Below are 18032 nucleotides of genomic sequence, written 5' to 3' on the forward strand. Positions count from 1 at the left end.
GCATAAGGGGAATCATTGTCGCTTAAACCGAGAGAGTGATCTCTTTTATATAGGAAAAAACCTGCTTATATTTTACTTCCCGTTCTCTCTTTCAGCAAACGTGGAATTTCTTAGTTGCTTATTAAAAGATTCTTACGAGTTTATCCTTTAGCACGCATGGGAAAGAATGAAGCAACAGAGGTGAAAAGCAGAGGATGTGAGGTCATGCCGGTTATCCGATCGGTCAGCACAGTGGACTTGCCCTGCCAGGTATCTCAGCAAGACACCATGAGGGTAGTAAGAGAAATGTTTAAGGATCATTTCTATGACATCGACAGGTTATTAACGGTGTTTGGGAATGGACAAATAGAAAATCGAAATCTGGTAAAACCGTTAGAGTGGTTTACAGGTGATCACAGCTTTCAAGAGAGAAATGATATATATATTAAAGAAGCAGTCAGTCTAGGAAGTAAGGCGGTCGCCTGTTGTCTGAAAGAAAACGACCTTACTGCTAATCAGATCGACGCTATTATATATGTCTCAAGTTCAGGACTTGCCACACCCTCCATCGAAGCCAGAATCATGAATATGCTGAAGTTTTCAGCTCATACAAAACGTATTCCGCTATGGGGCCTCGGGTGTGCCGGAGGCGCTGCAGGAATCAGCAGAGCTCATGAATATTGCCTGGCTTACCCTGGGGCACGTGTGCTGGTTTTATGTGTTGAATTATGCAGCCTGACCTTCCAAAGAGAAGATACTACCAAAAGCAACCTGATTGGCACGTCTCTTTTTTCTGATGGAGTGGCCTGCGCGTTAATAGAAGGGGATCAAATTGAAACAAACGAAAAGAAGGAGAAGGCTTACCCCAACACTAAGGCAGTCCAATCTACATTGATGAGAGATTCCGAAGATGTGATGGGATGGGACGTAAAGGATAACGGTTTAAATGTTATCTTCTCAAGGGATATTCCAAGCATAATAGAATCTTGGCTTAAGCCTAATGTAGAAGAATTCCTGTTAACAATCAGCAAAACGATTGAAGAGATTTCCTACTTTGTCGCCCATCCTGGAGGGAAGAAGGTGCTCACTGCTTACGAAAAGGCAATGTCCTTTACAGAGGCAAAAACTGAGGATTCAAGAAAAGTATTAGCCCATTACGGAAACATGTCTTCTCCGACTGTATTGTATGTACTAAAGGAAACCATGAATAAACAGCCGGTTGCCGGAGAAGAAGGACTGCTGACTGCGTTGGGTCCGGGATTTAGCTCTGAGCTTGTATGGCTTGAATGGAAGTGAGGAAGCGCAAATGGTGTTCTTCAGTATACTTATAGCAATTGTAATTATTCAGCGCTTGATTGAACTGCTGTATGCCAAAAGAAATGAGAAATGGATGAAAGCAGAGGGGGCGGTGGAATACGGAAACAAGCATTATCCGTTCATTGTTCTGCTTCATGTTTTGTTTTTTGTATCTATACTTATTGAAGGAACTATTAATGAAGGACAGACAGGACCAGGCTGGTTTCTCTTTTTCCTTTTATTTATTGCCGCTCAAGTGATGAGGGTGTGGGCTTTGGCTTCTCTGGGGAAGTTTTGGAACACTAAGATTATTGTTCTCCCTGGGGAAAACAAAGTGGCTAAGGGGCCTTACCGGTGGGTGAAGCATCCCAACTATATCGTGGTGGCAACTGAAATTGCAGCACTGCCTCTTATATTTGGTGCATATTTTACAGCAATCGTTTTTACGATATTAAATGCTCTCTTGCTTTTGTTTGTTAGAATACCTGCAGAAGAGAAGGCGTTAACTGCACTGAAGCAAGAACAGGCTGAACGTAAGGTTTCGCTTTCCAGAGAGTAGGGGCTGGGATAAAGCTGTCTCATCTAAGCAATTCTCCAATTATCATCTTTTGATAATTGGACTCCATGAAAGCACGTCACTCTTCTGGTCAAAACCAATTGAATACTGCACACAAAACATGAGCTCTCACTAATGGGAAGAACTCTTCTCTTTAGCTGGGAGCCTTTTTTGTATTTCACATAAACTGGGCAATAACATATACTGACCATAACTTGGCTGAAAAGGGTGTATGTGTATGCCAGTGATCAATAACATTTTTAATATAAAAATAAACAACATCTCTTCAAATGCATCGGTAAACTTTGGGAATGCTGTTCATGAAGGTCATAACGTAAATGATAAATCACAGGGAACAAATACTGCGATCGGAGATCTTTCTCCTCTGTCTGCCTGGAACAAAAACCAGCTTCTTGATCCAGATGTGAATGATATGGTGACAAACGAGCCGGAATTCCTTACTAAAAGTGTCAATTCAGCTAAATCTATTTAAGGAGGAATAACCAAGGGTGGTAAAAGTCTCTATCTTAAATTTAAAGGTGGATAGCATTTCAACCAATGCATCTCTCAATATTGGGAAGACGCTCATTGTGCAAAAGCCTCCAGAAGAAAATGATGTTGAGGAGCCTGAGGCTGTTGACGACGTATCCCCGCCGCCGCCGGGCCCCCCTCCTCCAGCACCTCCCACTGTCTAATTCAAGAAGGCCATCCTTAACGGGATGGCCTTCTTCGGTATTGAACAGGAACATGGTCTTGATATTTTTCTTCATTCGGTTTTCTTGTCAAACGTATGGTGAGCAGTCCGTTTTCATAGGCTGCTTTGATGTCGTCCGCTTCTACTGGAAAAGGAAGGTCAACAGTACGGTGGAAGTTTCCGTGATTCAGTTCCGTCTGGATAGGGCGGCTTTGCTCAGGTTCTTTCCAACGTAACGTTCCTTTAATATAAAGTTTATGAGGATCCACTGACAGTCTAACGTCTTTTTCACTTTGAAGGCCGGGAAGCCCCATAATAATCATCGCTTCCTTTTCCGCCTCGTATACATTTAAATAAGGACCCTTGTGCTGCATGACTTCTGAGAAGTCGGTCCAAAAGTCTTCATCAAGAACCTTTTCGGCATACTTTTGCCATTGCATCATTTTTTCAAAAGCATTCATAACTGTCTCCTCCTAATAATATACTCCGCAGTCACCTATGGTCTAACATTTTATGTCGTGAAAGGGTAAGGCGTTCATATAGTTATATAGAAGAGAAAGATTGGATGATCAATTCCCGCTCAAAGCAGTTTGGAGGATCCTGATGTATATAGACTTTTACAGCTGGGCTCAAAATATGGAAAAGCGAATCAAAAAGCTGGAGGAAGAGAATGAGGAATTACGCAAGCAAATAGAGGCAATGGACAAAACGACAATTGAAAATGTTAACTATAAAATTCAGGAGCTTCACGTAAAGGAATTAAAGGGAACCTTAAATATTGGGTGGGCTGGAAAAGCCTCGTCGGAAGAAGTGGAGGATTTGCTGCAGGATATTATGATAGATAGTGAAAATAAAGACGATAATTGACGAAGGATTATGGCTTCCCTGCACTTTATTTTTCATGATATATTTTTTTGAAATAATGAGAAGGCGGGGTGTTGTGATTGCTGGATATGCTGCTTAATAACGCAGTCACAATGATAATAATCATTCTAATTATTAACATTGTATATGTAACCCTTTTTACGATTCGAATGATTTTTACCTTAAAAGGTCAGAGGTACTTTGCAGCTGGTGTAAGTATAATAGAAATTATTATTTACGTCATTGGACTGGGGCTTGTTTTGGACAACCTGGACCAGATTGCCAACCTGATTGCATATGCGATAGGATATGGCACAGGAGTAATCGTTGGAATGAAAATTGAAGAAAAGCTTGCACTTGGGTATATAACCGTAAATGTAATTACGAAAGAATACGAGCCGGATATCCCGAACGCATTAAGAGACAAGGGGTACGGAGTTACAAACTGGGTAGCATACGGAAGAGAGGGCGAACGCCTGATGATGCAGATCTTAACGTCTCGGAAAGCGGAAGCGGCATTGTATCAAACAGTTAAGCAGCTGGATCCAAAAGCTTTTATTATCTCTCATGAACCGAAAGCTTTCTTTGGAGGTTTTTGGGTTAAGGGTGTTAGAAAGTAAGCGTGACAGTCACCATTCTCTAATAATTGGCTTTGTTACATGTTGTTGCAGATGTTCGATACGATGCTCTCATGGAGCTAAAGGTACACGTGCGACCTCCATTCATGCTTTACATCATTCGCAATTTCACGGTTCTTTTATGCCGATTATTGCCTGCACCTTCGGGAAAACCACTCTGCGACGGCTCATGATATTTCCAAAGACATCTGGCGTTTATCTATAATCAAGTGACTTATAAAATGTTAACAGAGCCTTTTTAAAAAAAGATCAGCAAAGAATATTCAAGGGAGTGGCATAGAAAATGGCAAAAAAGAAGCAGCAAAAACAGCAGAACAAGCAGCCCGACAAAAAAAAGTTTGAAGTGCTGGAAACTGAAAGCATAGCGCAATGCCTTCAAAGGATGGACAACGAAGGATACAGGCCGGTGAGAAGAATGGAAGAACCGATCTTTGAAGAAAAGGAAGAAAACGGTACGACAGAAGTTGTACCTGTGAGGCAGTTAGTTATTTTTGAAGGGAAAAAGAAGTAAAAGGCGAACATTTATAAAAACATAAGAAAAAATGTTCGATTTTTGTTGACAGATCTTCTTCCATCTTGTTACTATAAAGCTGAAGAAAATGACTGAATTCATAAAAAAGAAATTTCATATATCCTCATATATCATTGGGAATAAGGCCCAAAAGTTTCTACCCGGTGACCGTAAATCACTGGACTATGGGGGGAAGCACGTTGGATTACAGGCAGCGAGGCCGGCTTTTGCCGATCAAATAAATGACTACTGCAAATCTTTCGTTAAAAAAGCCCCGGGAACCCGGTCTGCTTTCTCTCGTAAGAAAGGGACTTATTTTTCGGGGTATTGTTATGTAAAAAAAAGGAAAATTAATTGTGAAAAATGAAGGAGGAACCTTCGTGGCACCTTTAGTCGGGGTAATTATGGGAAGTACGTCAGATTGGGAGACAATGGAGCATACCTGTACCATACTCGAGGAATTACACATACCGTTTGAAAAAAAAGTAGTCTCCGCACATAGAACACCTGATTTAATGTTTGAGTATGCAGAACACGCTAAAGGCAGAGGATTGAAAGTAATCATTGCTGGGGCTGGCGGAGCAGCCCACCTTCCAGGAATGGTCGCTGCAAAGACCTCTCTCCCAGTCATAGGAGTTCCTGTTCAATCTAAAGCACTAAATGGTCTGGACTCGTTATTATCAATTGTACAAATGCCAGGTGGCGTGCCGGTGGCAACTGTAGCCATTGGAAAAGCGGGAGCCACGAACGCAGGCCTTCTTGCGGCCGAAATGATTGGAGCATTTGACGAGGGAGTAAGTGAAAGATTGGAGCAGCGAAGAGAAGAGATAAAGAATACAGTGTTGGAAACGAGTGACACGCTATGAGTAAAGTGATTATACCTGGTCAAACAATTGGGATACTTGGCGGCGGACAGCTCGGCAGAATGATGGCTCTATCTGCCAGGGAAATGGGATACAAAATTGCTGTAATGGAACCGAAAAAGAATTCGCCAACAGGGCAGATTGCAGACGTAGAGATTATTGCTTCCTACGATGATCAGTCGGGTGCCAGGGAAATGGCAGAGCATTGTGATGTCTTCACCTATGAATTTGAAAATATTGAAGCGGACACTGCAGGTTTTTTAGAAAGTCATCTCTACCTTCCGCAAGGAAAGGACCTTCTTTTTATCACCCAGCATAGAATACGTGAAAAAAAAGCTATTCAAGAAGCAGGGGTGGAAGTCGCTCCTTATAAGGAGATTACTTCTTTAGAGGACCTGGAGGCATCCATCCAGGAATTAGGACTTCCTGCAGTCCTTAAAACCTGCCGAGGCGGTTATGATGGAAAGGGACAAGTGGTCATTCAACAGGCTGAAGAAGCTGAAAAGGCTTATAGCTCTTTAAAGGAATCAGGAGAGCTTGTGCTTGAAGCCTGGATTCCATTTAAGAAAGAGATTTCTGTGATCGTTACACGGAGTACGAACGGCGAAACAGCAACATTCCCTCTGGGAGAAAACATTCATGTACATAATATTCTCCACCAAACGATTGTACCGGCAAGAGTGGAAGCCCAGGTTAAGGACAAAGCAGAAACAATAGCTCTTCAGCTCGCAGAGCATATAAAACTCGTCGGTACACTGGCAGTAGAAATGTTTTTAACAGAAGAAGATACCATTTATGTGAATGAGCTGGCTCCCAGACCTCATAATTCAGGACATTACACGATTAATGCTTGTGAAACGTCACAGTTTGCCCAGCACATCCGTGCCATCTGCGGTCTGCCGCTTGGGAAAACAGATCTTTTAAAACCAGTGGTTATGACAAATATTTTAGGTGAAGATCTTCCAAAGGTATTAGACCACGTTCAAGACATTCGAGATGTGCATCTTCACCTTTACGGAAAAGAAGAAGCTCGTCCCCAGAGGAAAATGGGGCACATTACTGTAATGGGTGAGAGTGTGGAAGAGGCATTAGGCCGGACCAGCAACCTTGGGCTTTGGAATAAGTGAAAAAGAGCGTATGCTTATTATAGAGAAAAGTAGTAAGGAAAGCTGATCAACCCAGGATACCTGAATGGTCATCTTTCTATAAACCATGTAAAAAGAGAGATAGAGTGGAGGAAGTCACATGATTGAACGTTATACACGCCCGGAAATGGGCTCAATTTGGACAGAAGAAAATCGATATAATGCCTGGCTAGAGGTTGAGATTGTAGCCTGTGAAGCGTGGGCAGAGCTTGGTGAAATCCCAAAAGAAGATGTAAAGAAAATTAGAGAGAACGCAGGATTTAATGTAAACAGAATTCACGAAATTGAGGCTGAAACGCGCCACGATGTCGTTGCTTTCACAAGAGCGGTTTCTGAAACTCTCGGAGATGAACGTAAATGGGTTCATTACGGGTTAACCTCAACAGATGTTGTTGATACGGCACTTTCTTATTTGTTAAAGCAGGCTAATGAAATCATCCAAAAAGATCTGGAGAATTTCATCGATATACTTAAAAATAAAGCTCAAGAGCACAAGTACACTGTCATGATGGGAAGAACACATGGTGTGCATGCAGAACCAACAACCTTTGGACTCAAGCTTGCTCTTTGGTATGAAGAAATGAAAAGAAACCTTGAACGTTTTAAGCACGCATCCGAGGGAGTCCGGTTTGGAAAGCTTTCAGGTGCTGTTGGAACCTTTGCAAACATTCCGCCATTTATAGAAGAGTTTGTTTGTGACAAGCTTGGCCTTGAGGCTGCACCGATTTCAACCCAAACCCTGCAGCGTGATCGTCACGCTCATTACGTCGGAACGCTTGCTTTAATCGCCGCTTCTATTGAAAAGATGGCCGTAGAAATCCGTGGGCTGCAAAAGAGTGAAACCCGTGAGGTAGAAGAGTTCTTTGCTAAAGGTCAAAAAGGCTCCTCTGCTATGCCTCATAAGCGTAACCCTATTGGTTCTGAAAATATGACCGGCCTTGCTCGTGTCATCCGGGGTCACATGGTGACAGCTTACGAAAATGTACCTTTATGGCATGAAAGAGACATCTCTCATTCATCTGCAGAACGAATCATATTGCCCGATTCCACGATTGCCCTAAACTATATGCTGAATCGTTTCGGAAATATTGTAAAAAATCTTACTGTATTCCCTGAAAATATGAAGGCAAACATGGAAAAGACCTTCGGACTGATTTATTCTCAGCGTGTACTTTTGACTCTTATTAACAAAGGGATGGTCCGTGAAGAAGCCTATGATTTAGTTCAGCCTAAGGCAATGGAGGCGTGGGAAAAAGGAGTTCCTTTCCGCACCCTCGTGGAGCAAGAGGAAAAGATTACCTCTGCTCTTACTGAAAAAGAGATTGATGACTGCTTTGACTATAACCACCATTTAAGCCAGGTAGACACGCTGTTTAAAAGAGTAGGCCTGGAATAGAAAATATTATGACTGAAGGGAGTGTTCCAGGCTTCCTTCAGCAAAAATAGACTTTTTATTTTGAAATTTGGAAAAAGGGGCGTTCATCAGTGGAAAAAAGAGGTCTTCTTTATGAAGGGAAAGCAAAAAAGCTTTTCGTAACCGACGATCCTTCTCTCTTATGGGTAGAGTACAAAGATGAAGCAACAGCGTTCAATGGTGAGAAAAAGGACAACATGACAGGCAAAGGACGGTTGAATAATGAGATCTCAAGCATTTTATTTGATTCACTGCATGCCAGCGGAATAGCGACTCACTTTGTTCAAAGGTTATCTGAAACAGAACAGCTAGTGAAAAAGACAGACATTATTCCACTTGAAGTAGTGGTCCGTAACATTGTTGCCGGAAGCTTGAAGAAAAGAACCGGAATGTCTGAAGGAGAAGAGCTGGCTCCTGCAATTGTTGAATTTTACTACAAGGATGATGACCTGGGAGATCCGCTCATTAATGAAGATCACATCAGAGCGCTGCAGGCTGCTACTGGGGAACAAGTACAGGAACTGAAAAAGCAGGCTCTTGAAATCAATGAAACTTTGAAATCATACTTTTTGGAAAATGATCTCCTGCTTGTTGATTTCAAGCTGGAATTTGGAGTGGCCCAAGAAGGAACAGTTCTTTTGGCTGATGAGATTTCACCTGACACATGCCGTTTATGGGACAAAGATACAAAAGAGAAATTTGATAAAGATCTATACCGCTTTGGAATCGGGAACCTTCAAGATGGTTACAGCGAGATATTAAAAAGACTGGGAGGCGCAAAACATGGTTAAAGTGCATGTCTACGTTACATTAAAGTCCGGAGTATTAGACCCTCAAGGAAGTGCTGTAAAGAACTCTCTTCATACGTTAGGGTACAACGAAGTGCAGGAAGTTAAGGTCGGGAAGTTCATGGAGCTTACTGTAGAAAACGGCGAAAACCTTGAAGAAAGAGTAAAGGAAATGTGTGAGAAACTTCTCTCCAATCCGGTCATTGAAGATTATTCCTTTGAAATTGAGGAGGTTGTCTCTTCATGAAGTTTGCAGTCATTGTTTTTCCAGGGTCAAACTGTGATTCAGACATGTACCATGCCATTAAAGATGAATTAAAAGAAGAGGCTGAATTTGTTTGGTATACCGAGAAGAGCGTGGCAGATTATGATGCCATTTTAATTCCAGGAGGCTTTTCATACGGTGATTACCTTCGCTCAGGAGCGATTGCCCGTTTTGCGCCGATTATGGAGAGTGTTATTAAGGAAGCTGAAGCAGGTAAACCAGTTCTAGGTGTATGCAACGGGTTTCAAGTGCTTCTTGAAGCGGGTCTCCTCCCAGGAGCAATGAAAAGAAACAAAGACCTTAAATTTATTTGCAGGCCGGCTGATCTAGTTGTTGAAAATAACCGCACGTGGTTTACCTCGATGTATAAGGACAAAGAAGTGGTTTCCATTCCGGTTGCTCATGGTGAAGGAAACTATGAGTGTGATGAGCAAACACTAGAAAGTTTAAAAGAGAACAAGCAAATTGTATTTACCTATAAGGGTGATATCAATGGATCAAGAGAGCAGATTGCAGGCATTTCTAATGAAAAAGGAAATGTACTTGGCATGATGCCTCATCCAGAGCGAGCAGTTAATGAAATATTAGGAAGCGCTGATGGATTAACGCTGTTTCAATCTTTGTTAAAAAACTGGAGGGAATCACATGTCCTTACTTCTTGAGCCGTCACCAGAGCAAATTAAAGCAGATAAAGTCTACCAGGAGATGGGATTAACAGATAAAGAATTTGCCATGGTGGAAAAGATTCTCGGTCGTCTGCCTAACTATACAGAAACGGGACTTTTTTCCGTCATGTGGTCCGAGCATTGCAGCTACAAAAATTCCAAAGTCCTCCTTAAAAAATTCCCGGTCAGTGGTGAAAAAGTATTGCAAGGACCTGGAGAAGGGGCCGGAATCATTGATATTGGCGATGAGCAGGCGGTAGTTTTTAAAATCGAAAGCCATAATCACCCTTCTGCAATTGAACCCTATCAAGGAGCGGCTACTGGCGTCGGCGGAATTCTTCGGGATGTGTTTTCCATGGGAGCCCGTCCGGTTGCCTTGTTAAATTCACTTCGTTTTGGGGAACTTACTTCTCCTCGTGTTCGATATTTATTTGAAGAAGTAGTGGCCGGGATTGCTGGCTATGGCAACTGTATGGGAGTTCCAACTGTCGGAGGAGAAGTTCAGTTTGATCCGTGTTATGAAGGAAATCCGCTGGTAAATGCCATGTGTGTCGGCCTCATTGACCACAAGGATATTCAAAAAGGACGAGCAGCGGGTGCTGGGAATACAGTCATGTACGTAGGTGCAAGCACAGGAAAAGACGGCATCCACGGAGCGACGTTTGCTTCTGAAGAGTTAAGTGAAGAATCGGAAAGCAAAAGACCCGCAGTTCAAGTGGGAGATCCTTTTATGGAAAAGCTCTTGCTTGAGGCTTGTTTAGAGCTTGTTCAGCTGGATTCTTTGATCGGGATTCAAGACATGGGTGCTGCAGGCTTAACATCTTCTTCAGCAGAAATGGCGAGCAAAGGCGGATCAGGGATTGAAATGAACCTTGACCTTGTTCCACAGCGTGAACTGTATATGACGCCATACGAAATGATGCTTTCAGAATCTCAAGAACGAATGCTTCTCGTTGTCAAAAAAGGACACGAACAAGAAGTGAAAGATATTTGTACAAAGTGGAATCTTCTTGCAGCTGAAATCGGTACGGTGACAGAGGATAAAAACCTTCGCTTAATTCATAAGGGCGAAACAGTGGCGGACGTGCCTGTAGATGCATTAGCAGAAGATGCTCCAGTGTACCATCAGCCATCTAAAGAACCTTCTTATTTTAAGGGATTCCAGAAAAAAGAATTCAGCGTTCCAGCTGTTGAGAGTATTGAAGATACGTTTTATCAATTGCTGAAGCGGCCTACAATCGCCAGTAAAGAGTGGGTGTATGATCAGTACGATTACATGGTGCAGACCAATACCGTTGTTCACCCGGGGTCTGATGCAGCAGTCATTCGTGTAAGAGATACAAACAAGGCTCTAGCCATGACAACTGATTGTAATTCCCGCTATATTTACCTTGATCCGGAAGCTGGCGGAAAAATAGCTGTGGCAGAAGCGGCAAGAAATATTGTTTGTTCAGGGGGAGAGCCCCTTGGAGTCACTGATTGCTTAAATTATGGAAGTCCTGAAAACCCGGAGATTTTCTGGCAGCTTGAAAAATCCACGGATGGGATGAGTGAAGCTTGTCGTGAACTGCATGCGCCTGTAATTGGAGGAAACGTCTCCCTTTACAATGAAACGAAAAAAGGTGCAGTCTACCCAACTCCGGTAGTAGGAATGGTTGGTTTAATAGAGGATCTTTCTCATATCACCACCCAGACCTTTAAAAATAAAGGAGATCTTATTTATTTAATTGGTGAAACAAAAGCAGAATTTGGAGGCAGTGAACTTCAGCAAATGCTTGATGGATCCATTTCCGGGAAAGCTCCTCACATTGATTTGGAAACAGAGAAGCTTCAACAGGAACAGCTGTTACAAGCGATTCGCTCTGGAGTAATCGCTTCAGCCCATGATGTGGCAGAAGGCGGATTGGCAATTGCTTTAGCGGAAAGTGTGATTAACACAGAAGTAGGAGCTGAGGTTACAATCGAAGGAAATACTGTGATCCAGTTGTTTGCTGAAAGTCAATCCAGATTTATTGTAAGTGTGAAGCCTGAAGATAAAGCTAAATTCGAAGAAATTGTTAGAAACAGTACACAAATTGGTGAAGTGACCGGTCAGTCAATGTTAAAGGTACAACAACATTCTGGAGAAGTAGTGCTGCAGGCTTCCACGAAAAAAGTGGAGGAGGCCTGGAAAGGAGCTATTCCATGCTTGGTGAAATCAAAGGGTTAAATGAAGAGTGCGGTGTTTTTGCAGTTTGGAATCATAAGGATGCAGCCCAGATTACCTATTATGGACTTCACAGTCTGCAACATCGTGGACAGGAAGGTGCAGGGATCGTTGTCAGTGATGGGGACAAGCTGTCAATCCACAAAGGGTTAGGACTAGTAACGGAAGCATTTAAAGAAGGAGACCTCGAAAGACTGGAGGGGCACGCTTCTATCGGCCACGTCCGCTATGCTACAGCGGGCGGCGGCGGTCTTGTAAACTGTCAGCCATTACTATTTCAATCTCAAACAGGCGGTCTTGCTGTTGCTCATAATGGGAATTTAGTGAACGCCAATGGGCTAAAGCATCAGCTTGAAGGACAGGGGAGCATTTTTCAATCTACTTCAGATACGGAGGTCCTCGCTCACCTGGTCAAAAGAAGCGTGTATCCAAGGCTGGAGGACAAAGTTACCAATGCCTTATCCATGATTAAAGGAGCATATGCCTTTGCGGTCATGACAGAGAACAAGCTGATGGTTGCTTTAGATCCAAATGGCCTGCGCCCATTGTCCATTGGTAAAATTGGGGAAGGCTTTGTCATTTCTTCTGAGACCTGTGCTTTTGATGTTGTGGGTGCTGAATATTTACGTGAAGTACAGCCTGGAGAACTTATAACCTTTGATGCTGATGGCATGCACTCAGAAATTTTCTCTTCCTCTTCTGCTCGGAGCATTTGCAGCATGGAGTATATTTACTTTGCCAGACCGGATTCTAATGTAGATGAGATTAATGTCCATAGTGCCAGGAAAAACCTTGGAAGACAATTGGCACAAGAACTGCCTGTTGAAGCTGACGTTGTAACCGGCGTACCTGATTCGTCCATTTCTGCAGCGATTGGTTATGCTGAGGAAGCTGGCATTCCATATGAGCTTGGCCTCATAAAAAACCGCTATGTGGGCAGAACATTTATCCAGCCTTCTCAGGAGCTTAGGGAACAGGGAGTGAAAATGAAGCTTTCTGCTGTCCGCGGCATTGTAGAAGGAAAGAGAGTGGTCATGGTAGATGACTCGATTGTGCGCGGGACAACAAGCAGACGTATTGTAAAGCTATTAAAGGATGCAGGAGCGAAAGAAGTACACGTGCGCATCAGTTCACCGCCAATTACACACCCTTGTTTTTACGGTATTGATACATCTACAAAGTCGGAGCTCATTGCATCAAGCCACTCGGTTGAAGAGATGAGAGAAATGATGGGGGCTGACAGTTTGTCCTTCTTGAGCGTCGATGGGATGTTAAAAGGAATTGGACGCAAGCAGGAAAGTTCAAGCTGTGGCCAGTGTCTTGCATGTTTTACTGGAAACTATCCGACCGAAATTTACCCGGATACTCTTCACCCTCATGATAAAGTATTGAACAGTTAAGATTGTAATGACAAGGAGGCCTATACAATGTCTGAAGCTTATAAACAGGCCGGTGTAGACGTTGAAGCTGGATACGAAGCAGTCAATCGAATGAAAAAACATGTCAACATGACAATGCGTCCGGAGGTCATGGGAGGTTTAGGGGCTTTTGGCGGTATGTTTGATCTTTCTTCCTTACCGTACAAGGAGCCTGTCCTTATTTCGGGAACAGATGGAGTCGGTACAAAGCTCATGCTTGCTTTTATGATGGACAAGCATGATACCATCGGAAAAGATGCAGTAGCTATGTGCGTAAATGATATCGTGGTTCAGGGAGCTGAACCCCTTTATTTCCTTGATTACATTGCCTGCGGAAAAGCCTATCCTGAAAAGATTGAAGCGATTGTAAAAGGTGTGGCTGAAGGGTGCAAAGAGGCAAACTCAGCTCTTATTGGCGGCGAAACAGCTGAAATGCCAGGTATGTATGAAGAAGAAGAGTACGACATTGCTGGATTCTCAGTAGGGGTAGCCGAGAAGTCAAAATTAATTACAGGGGAGAAGATTCAAACAGGTGATGTTCTGATCGGACTTTCTTCTTCTGGCGTTCACAGTAACGGGTTTTCCCTTGTACGGAAGGTATTGCTTGAGAATTCAGGCCTCTCCCTGCATGAAACGTATGCCCCTTTTCAGCGTTCTTTAGGTGAGGAGCTTCTTGAGCCGACAAAAATTTATGTATCTCCTGTATTAAGCTTGATGAACAAGGTGGACATAAAAGGGATGGCCCATGTGACAGGCGGCGGCTTTTATGAAAACATTCCCCGCATGCTTACCAATGGCTGCGGTGCATTAGTTGACCCTTCTTCCTGGAAAAGGCCGGAGATCTTTTCCTTTATTCAGGAAAAGGGCGAATTAAGTGAAAAGGATATGTTTGGAACGTTTAATATGGGAATCGGTTATGTTGTTTGTGTCAGTGAAGCGGAAGCTGAGAAAGCTTTGAAGCATGTAAGAGAACAGGGAGAAGAAGCTTATGTGATTGGAAATGTCACAGACAAAGAGGGTTTAGAGATTCAGGGGGTGTCCTCGTGACAACGTTAGCCGTGTTTGCTTCAGGTAGCGGCACAAATTTTCAATCCATAGCAGAAGCCATTCATGCTGGAAAACTGGACGCTTCAATAGCGCTTGTTGTTTGCGATAAAAAGGATGCTATCGTGCTGCAAAGGGCAGAGAAGCTTGGAATTGATACATTTGTTTTTCAGGCTTCAGACTTTCCAAGTAAAGCGTCATATGAAAAGGTTATTTTAGAGGAACTAGAAAGTCGTGATGTTGAATTTCTTGTTTTGGCAGGGTATATGCGTTTAGTTGGAGATACACTTTTGCGTGAGTATCCAGGGAAAATCGTTAACATCCATCCTTCGTTGCTGCCTTCTTTTCCAGGAAAAGACGCGATAGGGCAAGCACTTCAAGCATCAGTTAAGGTTACGGGAGTCACCATCCATCTTGTTGATGATGGCATGGACACGGGCCCGATTATAGCCCAGGAAGCAATTGTCATAGGGAAAGATGACAATAGAGAGACAGTAACGAAAGCTATTCAGACTGTAGAGCACTGGCTCTATCCGCAAACTTTGAAGAACATTTTAGAACGCCAAAATGTAAGTAAATATCACTAAAAAATATTTTTATCTTTCAGCCCAACTCGGGCTTTCTTTTTTACAACATTTTCACTTGTATTATTCAAAAGTCATGAAGGGAGCTAGACATCAACATGAGTTTAAAAAGAGCATTGGTAAGTGTTTCGAACAAAGAGGGGATTGTACCCTTTGTTAAAAAGCTGGTTCAGGAAGGTGTAGAAGTAGTCTCTACTGGCGGAACCAAACGTGTATTGGAAGAAGCAAATGTACCGGTTACGGGGATTTCTGAAGTCACAGGTTTTCCTGAAATATTAGATGGAAGAGTGAAGACCCTTCATCCTGCGATCCATGGCGGACTCTTGGCTATGCGTGAAAAAGAAGAACATCTAGATCAATTAAGAGAGCATAATATTACACCTATTGATCTGGTTATTGTGAATTTATATCCTTTTAAAGAGACGATCGCCAAAGAAGGAACCACTTTTGAAGAAGCCATTGAAAATATCGATATCGGCGGACCTGGAATGCTTCGGGCAGCAGCCAAAAATCATCGCCACGTTACAGTTGTAACAGACCCGGAGGATTACGAGATCGTTCTTGAAGAAATCAAAGAAACTGGAGAAGTCAGCAGCAAAACAAAGCAGCGCCTGGCAGCAAAAGTGTTCCGTCATACCGCTTCTTATGATGCTATGATTTCCACATATTTAACAAAAGAAACAGGAGAGCTGTACCCTGAATCCTATACCGTTACATACGAAAAGAAACAAGATTTACGTTATGGAGAAAACCCTCATCAGCAGGCAGCTTTTTATAAACAGCCTCTAGGGCCGGAAAGCTCTATTGCCAATGCCGAACAGCTTCACGGAAAAGAGCTTTCATATAACAATATCAATGACGCAGATGCGGCATTGTCCATTGTAAAGGAATTTAATGAGCCGGCGGCTGTTGCCATTAAGCACATGAACCCTTGCGGGGTAGGTGTGGGCCAAACTATTAAGGAGGCATTTGAAAGAGCTTATGAAGCAGACCCTGTTTCCATATTTGGCGGGATTATTGCTGTGAATGAGGAAGTGGACGAAGACACTGCTTTGCAGATGAAAGAGATATTTCTTGAAATCATCATTGCACCTTCTTTCTCAGAGAAGGCTAAGGAAATTCTAACGGGAAAGAAAAATCTTCGCCTATTGACGATTAACCTGAAAGATCCAGGCAGTGAAGCCCAAAGAAAAGTTACAACAGTGCACGGGGGAGCCCTTGTCCAAGAAGAAGATGTAAAAGGCTTTGAAGACGCAGAGATAAAAGTTGTAACAAACAGAGAGCCATCCGAGGAAGAATGGAAAGATCTAAAGCTCGCCTGGAAAGTCGTCAAGCACGTAAAGTCTAATGCCATTGTGTTAGCAAAAGACCAGAAAACCGTAGGAGTAGGAGCGGGACAAATGAACCGGGTAGGCTCTGCGAAAATTGCCCTTGAACAAGCCGCGGAGAATGCTCAAGGAAGTGCCATGGGCTCTGATGCCTTCTTTCCAATGAAGGATACAGTGGAAGAAGCAGGAAAATCAGGCGTCACTGCGATTATTCAACCAGGAGGCTCTATTCGAGACGAAGAATCCATCGAGAAAGCTAATGAGCTGGGCATAACGATGGTCTTTACAGGAGTGCGTCATTTCAAACATTAAGAAGGCATTAGGTAGTGGAGCAGTAAGAGGTTAGTAAGGGGATAACGAGGAGGGTGAGTGCAATGAACGTTTTAGTGGTTGGCAGCGGCGGACGTGAACACGCTCTTGCATGGAAATTTTCGCAAAGTAAAACAGTAACCAAAGTATACGTGGCGCCTGGAAATGAAGGGATGAGCAATGTAGCTGATATCGTCCCTATTAAAGAAAATGAGCAGGATCAAATTGTGGAGTTTGCTAAACAGAACGAGATAGGATTGACCTTTGTTGGTCCTGAGGTTCCACTTCTTGATGGGCTGGTTAATCGTCTTCAGCAGGAGAATGTTCTTGTTTTTGGCCCGACTCAAGAAGCTGCTCTTATTGAAGGAAGCAAGTCATTTGCTAAGGAATTAATGGAAAAGTACCAGATCCCGACAGGATATTATGAGGTTTTCTCAGAGTATGCGGCTGCAGTCGCTTATGTGAAGAAGCAAGGAGCGCCTATTGTTATTAAAGCCGATGGACTGGCAGCAGGAAAAGGCGTGACTGTGGCAATGACAGAAGAAGAAGCTGTCGCAAGTCTTAGGGATATCCTTCTAGATGATAAATTTGGAGAAGCCGGCGCCCAGGTGGTCATTGAGGAATACCTTGATGGTGAGGAGCTTTCGTTAATGGCATTTGTTCACGGCCATACGGTAGTTCCAATGGTTGGTTCTCAGGATCACAAGCGTGCTTATGATGGAGACAAGGGACCTAATACTGGCGGCATGGGCGCTTATAGTCCGGTACCCCAGTTTAACGAAACGGAGGTTCAGCGTGCAGTTGAGGAAGTTCTTCAGCCAATGGCAGATGCTCTTGTCGAAGAAAACCGGTTTTTTACAGGAATTCTATATGCAGGCTTAATGATGACAACCAGCGGGCCTAAGGTAATTGAGTTTAATGCACGGTTTGGGGACCCTGAGACACAAGTCGTCTTACCGAGAATGGAGTCTGATTTATGTGAAATCATCTTTTCCATACTTGATGGGAATAAGCCGGATATCAAGTGGACGGAAGATGCTGTTGTGGGGGTAGTGGCGGCAGCGAAAGGCTACCCAGGTTCGTACGAAAAGGGACACGAGATCACTGGTCTTCAGGAAGGTGAGTACACTTTTTATGCAGGGGTTAAAAAAGAAAAGGACCGCCTGGTTACCTCAGGCGGCCGTGTGCTGTTGCATGCAGAAAAAGCGCCAACGTTAAAAGAAGCCCAACAAAGAACGTATAAAAAACTTAGCACACTTGAAGAACAACACCTTTTTTATCGAAAAGATATTGGAGAGAAAGCTATTTCACGTATTTCTTTTTAACAAATACAGCTCCAACGGCCATAAGAGAACCAATGAGCATTGAGTAAACAAATAATGTATGGGTGACATATTCCCAGTAAGCATTAAACATATTATCACTCCTTGCTATCAGGATTCCTCATGAAGCCGGCAAACATTCT

The 18032-nt window shown here is 43.1% G+C and carries 21 protein-coding genes and 1 riboswitch; of the genes, 19 read left to right on the top strand and 2 right to left on the bottom strand.

Annotation, left to right across the window (positions count from 1 at the left end; genetic code table 11):
• The first annotated feature begins 204 nt into the window (after positions 1 to 204).
• The 4 genes from CEF17_RS00280 (at position 205) to CEF17_RS00295 (ending at position 2526) form a co-directional block, all read left to right on the top strand.
• Positions 205 to 1275: a type III polyketide synthase gene (locus CEF17_RS00280; protein WP_100400729.1), complete on the top strand. Its 1071-nt coding sequence runs from the start codon at positions 205 to 207 to the stop codon at positions 1273 to 1275.
• A 10-nt stretch (positions 1276 to 1285) separates the two neighbouring features.
• Positions 1286 to 1834 (top strand): isoprenylcysteine carboxyl methyltransferase family protein, encoded by a 549-nt coding sequence (locus CEF17_RS00285; protein WP_100397793.1) that lies wholly within the window; start codon positions 1286 to 1288, stop codon positions 1832 to 1834.
• Positions 1835 to 2069: 235 nt separating this feature from the next.
• On the top strand, positions 2070 to 2324 hold the full coding sequence (locus CEF17_RS00290) for a spore germination protein (RefSeq protein ID WP_100397794.1): 255 nt from the start codon (positions 2070 to 2072) through the stop codon (positions 2322 to 2324).
• 16 nt (positions 2325 to 2340) lie between these two features.
• Positions 2341 to 2526, top strand: coding sequence for a hypothetical protein (locus CEF17_RS00295; protein ID WP_100397795.1), 186 nt, complete (start codon positions 2341 to 2343; stop codon positions 2524 to 2526).
• A 16-nt stretch (positions 2527 to 2542) separates the two neighbouring features.
• On the opposite strand, the gene CEF17_RS00300 is transcribed toward CEF17_RS00295, so the two are convergent.
• Entirely contained in the window at positions 2543 to 2986 is a 444-nt protein-coding gene (locus tag CEF17_RS00300; protein ID WP_100397796.1) for an Hsp20/alpha crystallin family protein, read from the bottom strand.
• Between the two features lie 100 nt (positions 2987 to 3086).
• Here CEF17_RS00300 and gerPC point away from each other — a divergent pair, with 100 nt between their 5' ends.
• The 15 genes from gerPC to purD all read left to right on the top strand — a co-directional run bounded on the left by gerPC (position 3087) and on the right by purD (position 17892).
• Positions 3087 to 3392 (top strand): spore germination protein GerPC, encoded by a 306-nt coding sequence (gerPC, locus tag CEF17_RS00305; protein WP_232725370.1) that lies wholly within the window; start codon positions 3087 to 3089, stop codon positions 3390 to 3392.
• 86 nt (positions 3393 to 3478) lie between these two features.
• Entirely contained in the window at positions 3479 to 4009 is a 531-nt protein-coding gene (locus tag CEF17_RS00310) for a DUF2179 domain-containing protein (RefSeq protein ID WP_198508844.1), read from the top strand.
• 301 nt (positions 4010 to 4310) lie between these two features.
• Complete coding sequence (locus tag CEF17_RS00315) at positions 4311 to 4538, top strand: NETI motif-containing protein (protein WP_100397798.1); 228 nt, start codon at positions 4311 to 4313, stop codon at positions 4536 to 4538.
• Between the two features lie 104 nt (positions 4539 to 4642).
• Positions 4643 to 4744, top strand: a riboswitch (purine riboswitch).
• Between the two features lie 174 nt (positions 4745 to 4918).
• Positions 4919 to 5404, top strand: a complete 486-nt coding sequence (purE, locus tag CEF17_RS00320; RefSeq protein ID WP_100397799.1) for a 5-(carboxyamino)imidazole ribonucleotide mutase — start codon at positions 4919 to 4921, stop codon at positions 5402 to 5404.
• The gene (purK, locus tag CEF17_RS00325; RefSeq protein WP_100397800.1) at positions 5401 to 6528 is read left to right on the top strand and encodes a 5-(carboxyamino)imidazole ribonucleotide synthase; all 1128 of its coding nucleotides are present in this window, start codon (positions 5401 to 5403) and stop codon (positions 6526 to 6528) included. The genes purE and purK overlap by 4 nt, the downstream gene beginning before the upstream one ends.
• A gap of 118 nt (positions 6529 to 6646) precedes the next feature.
• Positions 6647 to 7942, top strand: a complete 1296-nt coding sequence (gene purB, locus CEF17_RS00330) for an adenylosuccinate lyase (RefSeq protein WP_100397801.1) — start codon at positions 6647 to 6649, stop codon at positions 7940 to 7942.
• 89 nt (positions 7943 to 8031) lie between these two features.
• The gene (gene purC, locus CEF17_RS00335; RefSeq protein ID WP_100397802.1) at positions 8032 to 8751 is read left to right on the top strand and encodes a phosphoribosylaminoimidazolesuccinocarboxamide synthase; all 720 of its coding nucleotides are present in this window, start codon (positions 8032 to 8034) and stop codon (positions 8749 to 8751) included.
• Positions 8744 to 8995 carry a phosphoribosylformylglycinamidine synthase subunit PurS gene (gene purS / locus CEF17_RS00340; protein ID WP_054635940.1) on the top strand — a complete coding sequence of 84 codons (252 nt, stop codon included), beginning with the start codon at positions 8744 to 8746 and terminating at the stop codon, positions 8993 to 8995. The genes purC and purS overlap by 8 nt, the downstream gene beginning before the upstream one ends.
• Positions 8992 to 9675, top strand: coding sequence for a phosphoribosylformylglycinamidine synthase subunit PurQ (gene purQ / locus CEF17_RS00345; RefSeq protein ID WP_100397803.1), 684 nt, complete (start codon positions 8992 to 8994; stop codon positions 9673 to 9675). The genes purS and purQ overlap by 4 nt, the downstream gene beginning before the upstream one ends.
• A complete protein-coding gene (gene purL / locus CEF17_RS00350) occupies positions 9659 to 11887 on the top strand; it encodes a phosphoribosylformylglycinamidine synthase subunit PurL (RefSeq protein ID WP_100397804.1) in 2229 nt (742 codons plus the stop codon). Before purQ ends, purL begins: the two co-directional genes overlap by 17 nt.
• The gene (gene purF / locus CEF17_RS00355; protein WP_100397805.1) at positions 11863 to 13284 is read left to right on the top strand and encodes an amidophosphoribosyltransferase; all 1422 of its coding nucleotides are present in this window, start codon (positions 11863 to 11865) and stop codon (positions 13282 to 13284) included. Before purL ends, purF begins: the two co-directional genes overlap by 25 nt.
• 27 nt (positions 13285 to 13311) lie before the next feature.
• Positions 13312 to 14349 (top strand): phosphoribosylformylglycinamidine cyclo-ligase, encoded by a 1038-nt coding sequence (purM, locus tag CEF17_RS00360; protein ID WP_100397806.1) that lies wholly within the window; start codon positions 13312 to 13314, stop codon positions 14347 to 14349.
• Positions 14346 to 14933 carry a phosphoribosylglycinamide formyltransferase gene (gene purN / locus CEF17_RS00365; protein ID WP_100397807.1) on the top strand — a complete coding sequence of 196 codons (588 nt, stop codon included), beginning with the start codon at positions 14346 to 14348 and terminating at the stop codon, positions 14931 to 14933. The genes purM and purN overlap by 4 nt, the downstream gene beginning before the upstream one ends.
• A 95-nt stretch (positions 14934 to 15028) precedes the next feature.
• Positions 15029 to 16570 (top strand): bifunctional phosphoribosylaminoimidazolecarboxamide formyltransferase/IMP cyclohydrolase, encoded by a 1542-nt coding sequence (gene purH, locus CEF17_RS00370; RefSeq protein WP_100397808.1) that lies wholly within the window; start codon positions 15029 to 15031, stop codon positions 16568 to 16570.
• Between the two features lie 62 nt (positions 16571 to 16632).
• The gene (gene purD, locus CEF17_RS00375) at positions 16633 to 17892 is read left to right on the top strand and encodes a phosphoribosylamine--glycine ligase (protein ID WP_100397809.1); all 1260 of its coding nucleotides are present in this window, start codon (positions 16633 to 16635) and stop codon (positions 17890 to 17892) included.
• Here purD and CEF17_RS20930 read toward each other — a convergent pair.
• On the bottom strand, positions 17870 to 17983 hold the full coding sequence (locus CEF17_RS20930; RefSeq protein ID WP_332835271.1) for an EYxxD motif small membrane protein: 114 nt from the start codon (positions 17981 to 17983) through the stop codon (positions 17870 to 17872). The genes purD and CEF17_RS20930 overlap by 23 nt on opposite strands.
• Positions 17984 to 18032: the final 49 nt, after the last annotated feature.

It is taken from the genome of Bacillus sp. FJAT-44742 (genome assembly GCF_002797315.1).
Taxonomy (GTDB): domain Bacteria; phylum Bacillota; class Bacilli; order Bacillales; family Marinococcaceae; genus Thalassorhabdus; species Thalassorhabdus alkalitolerans.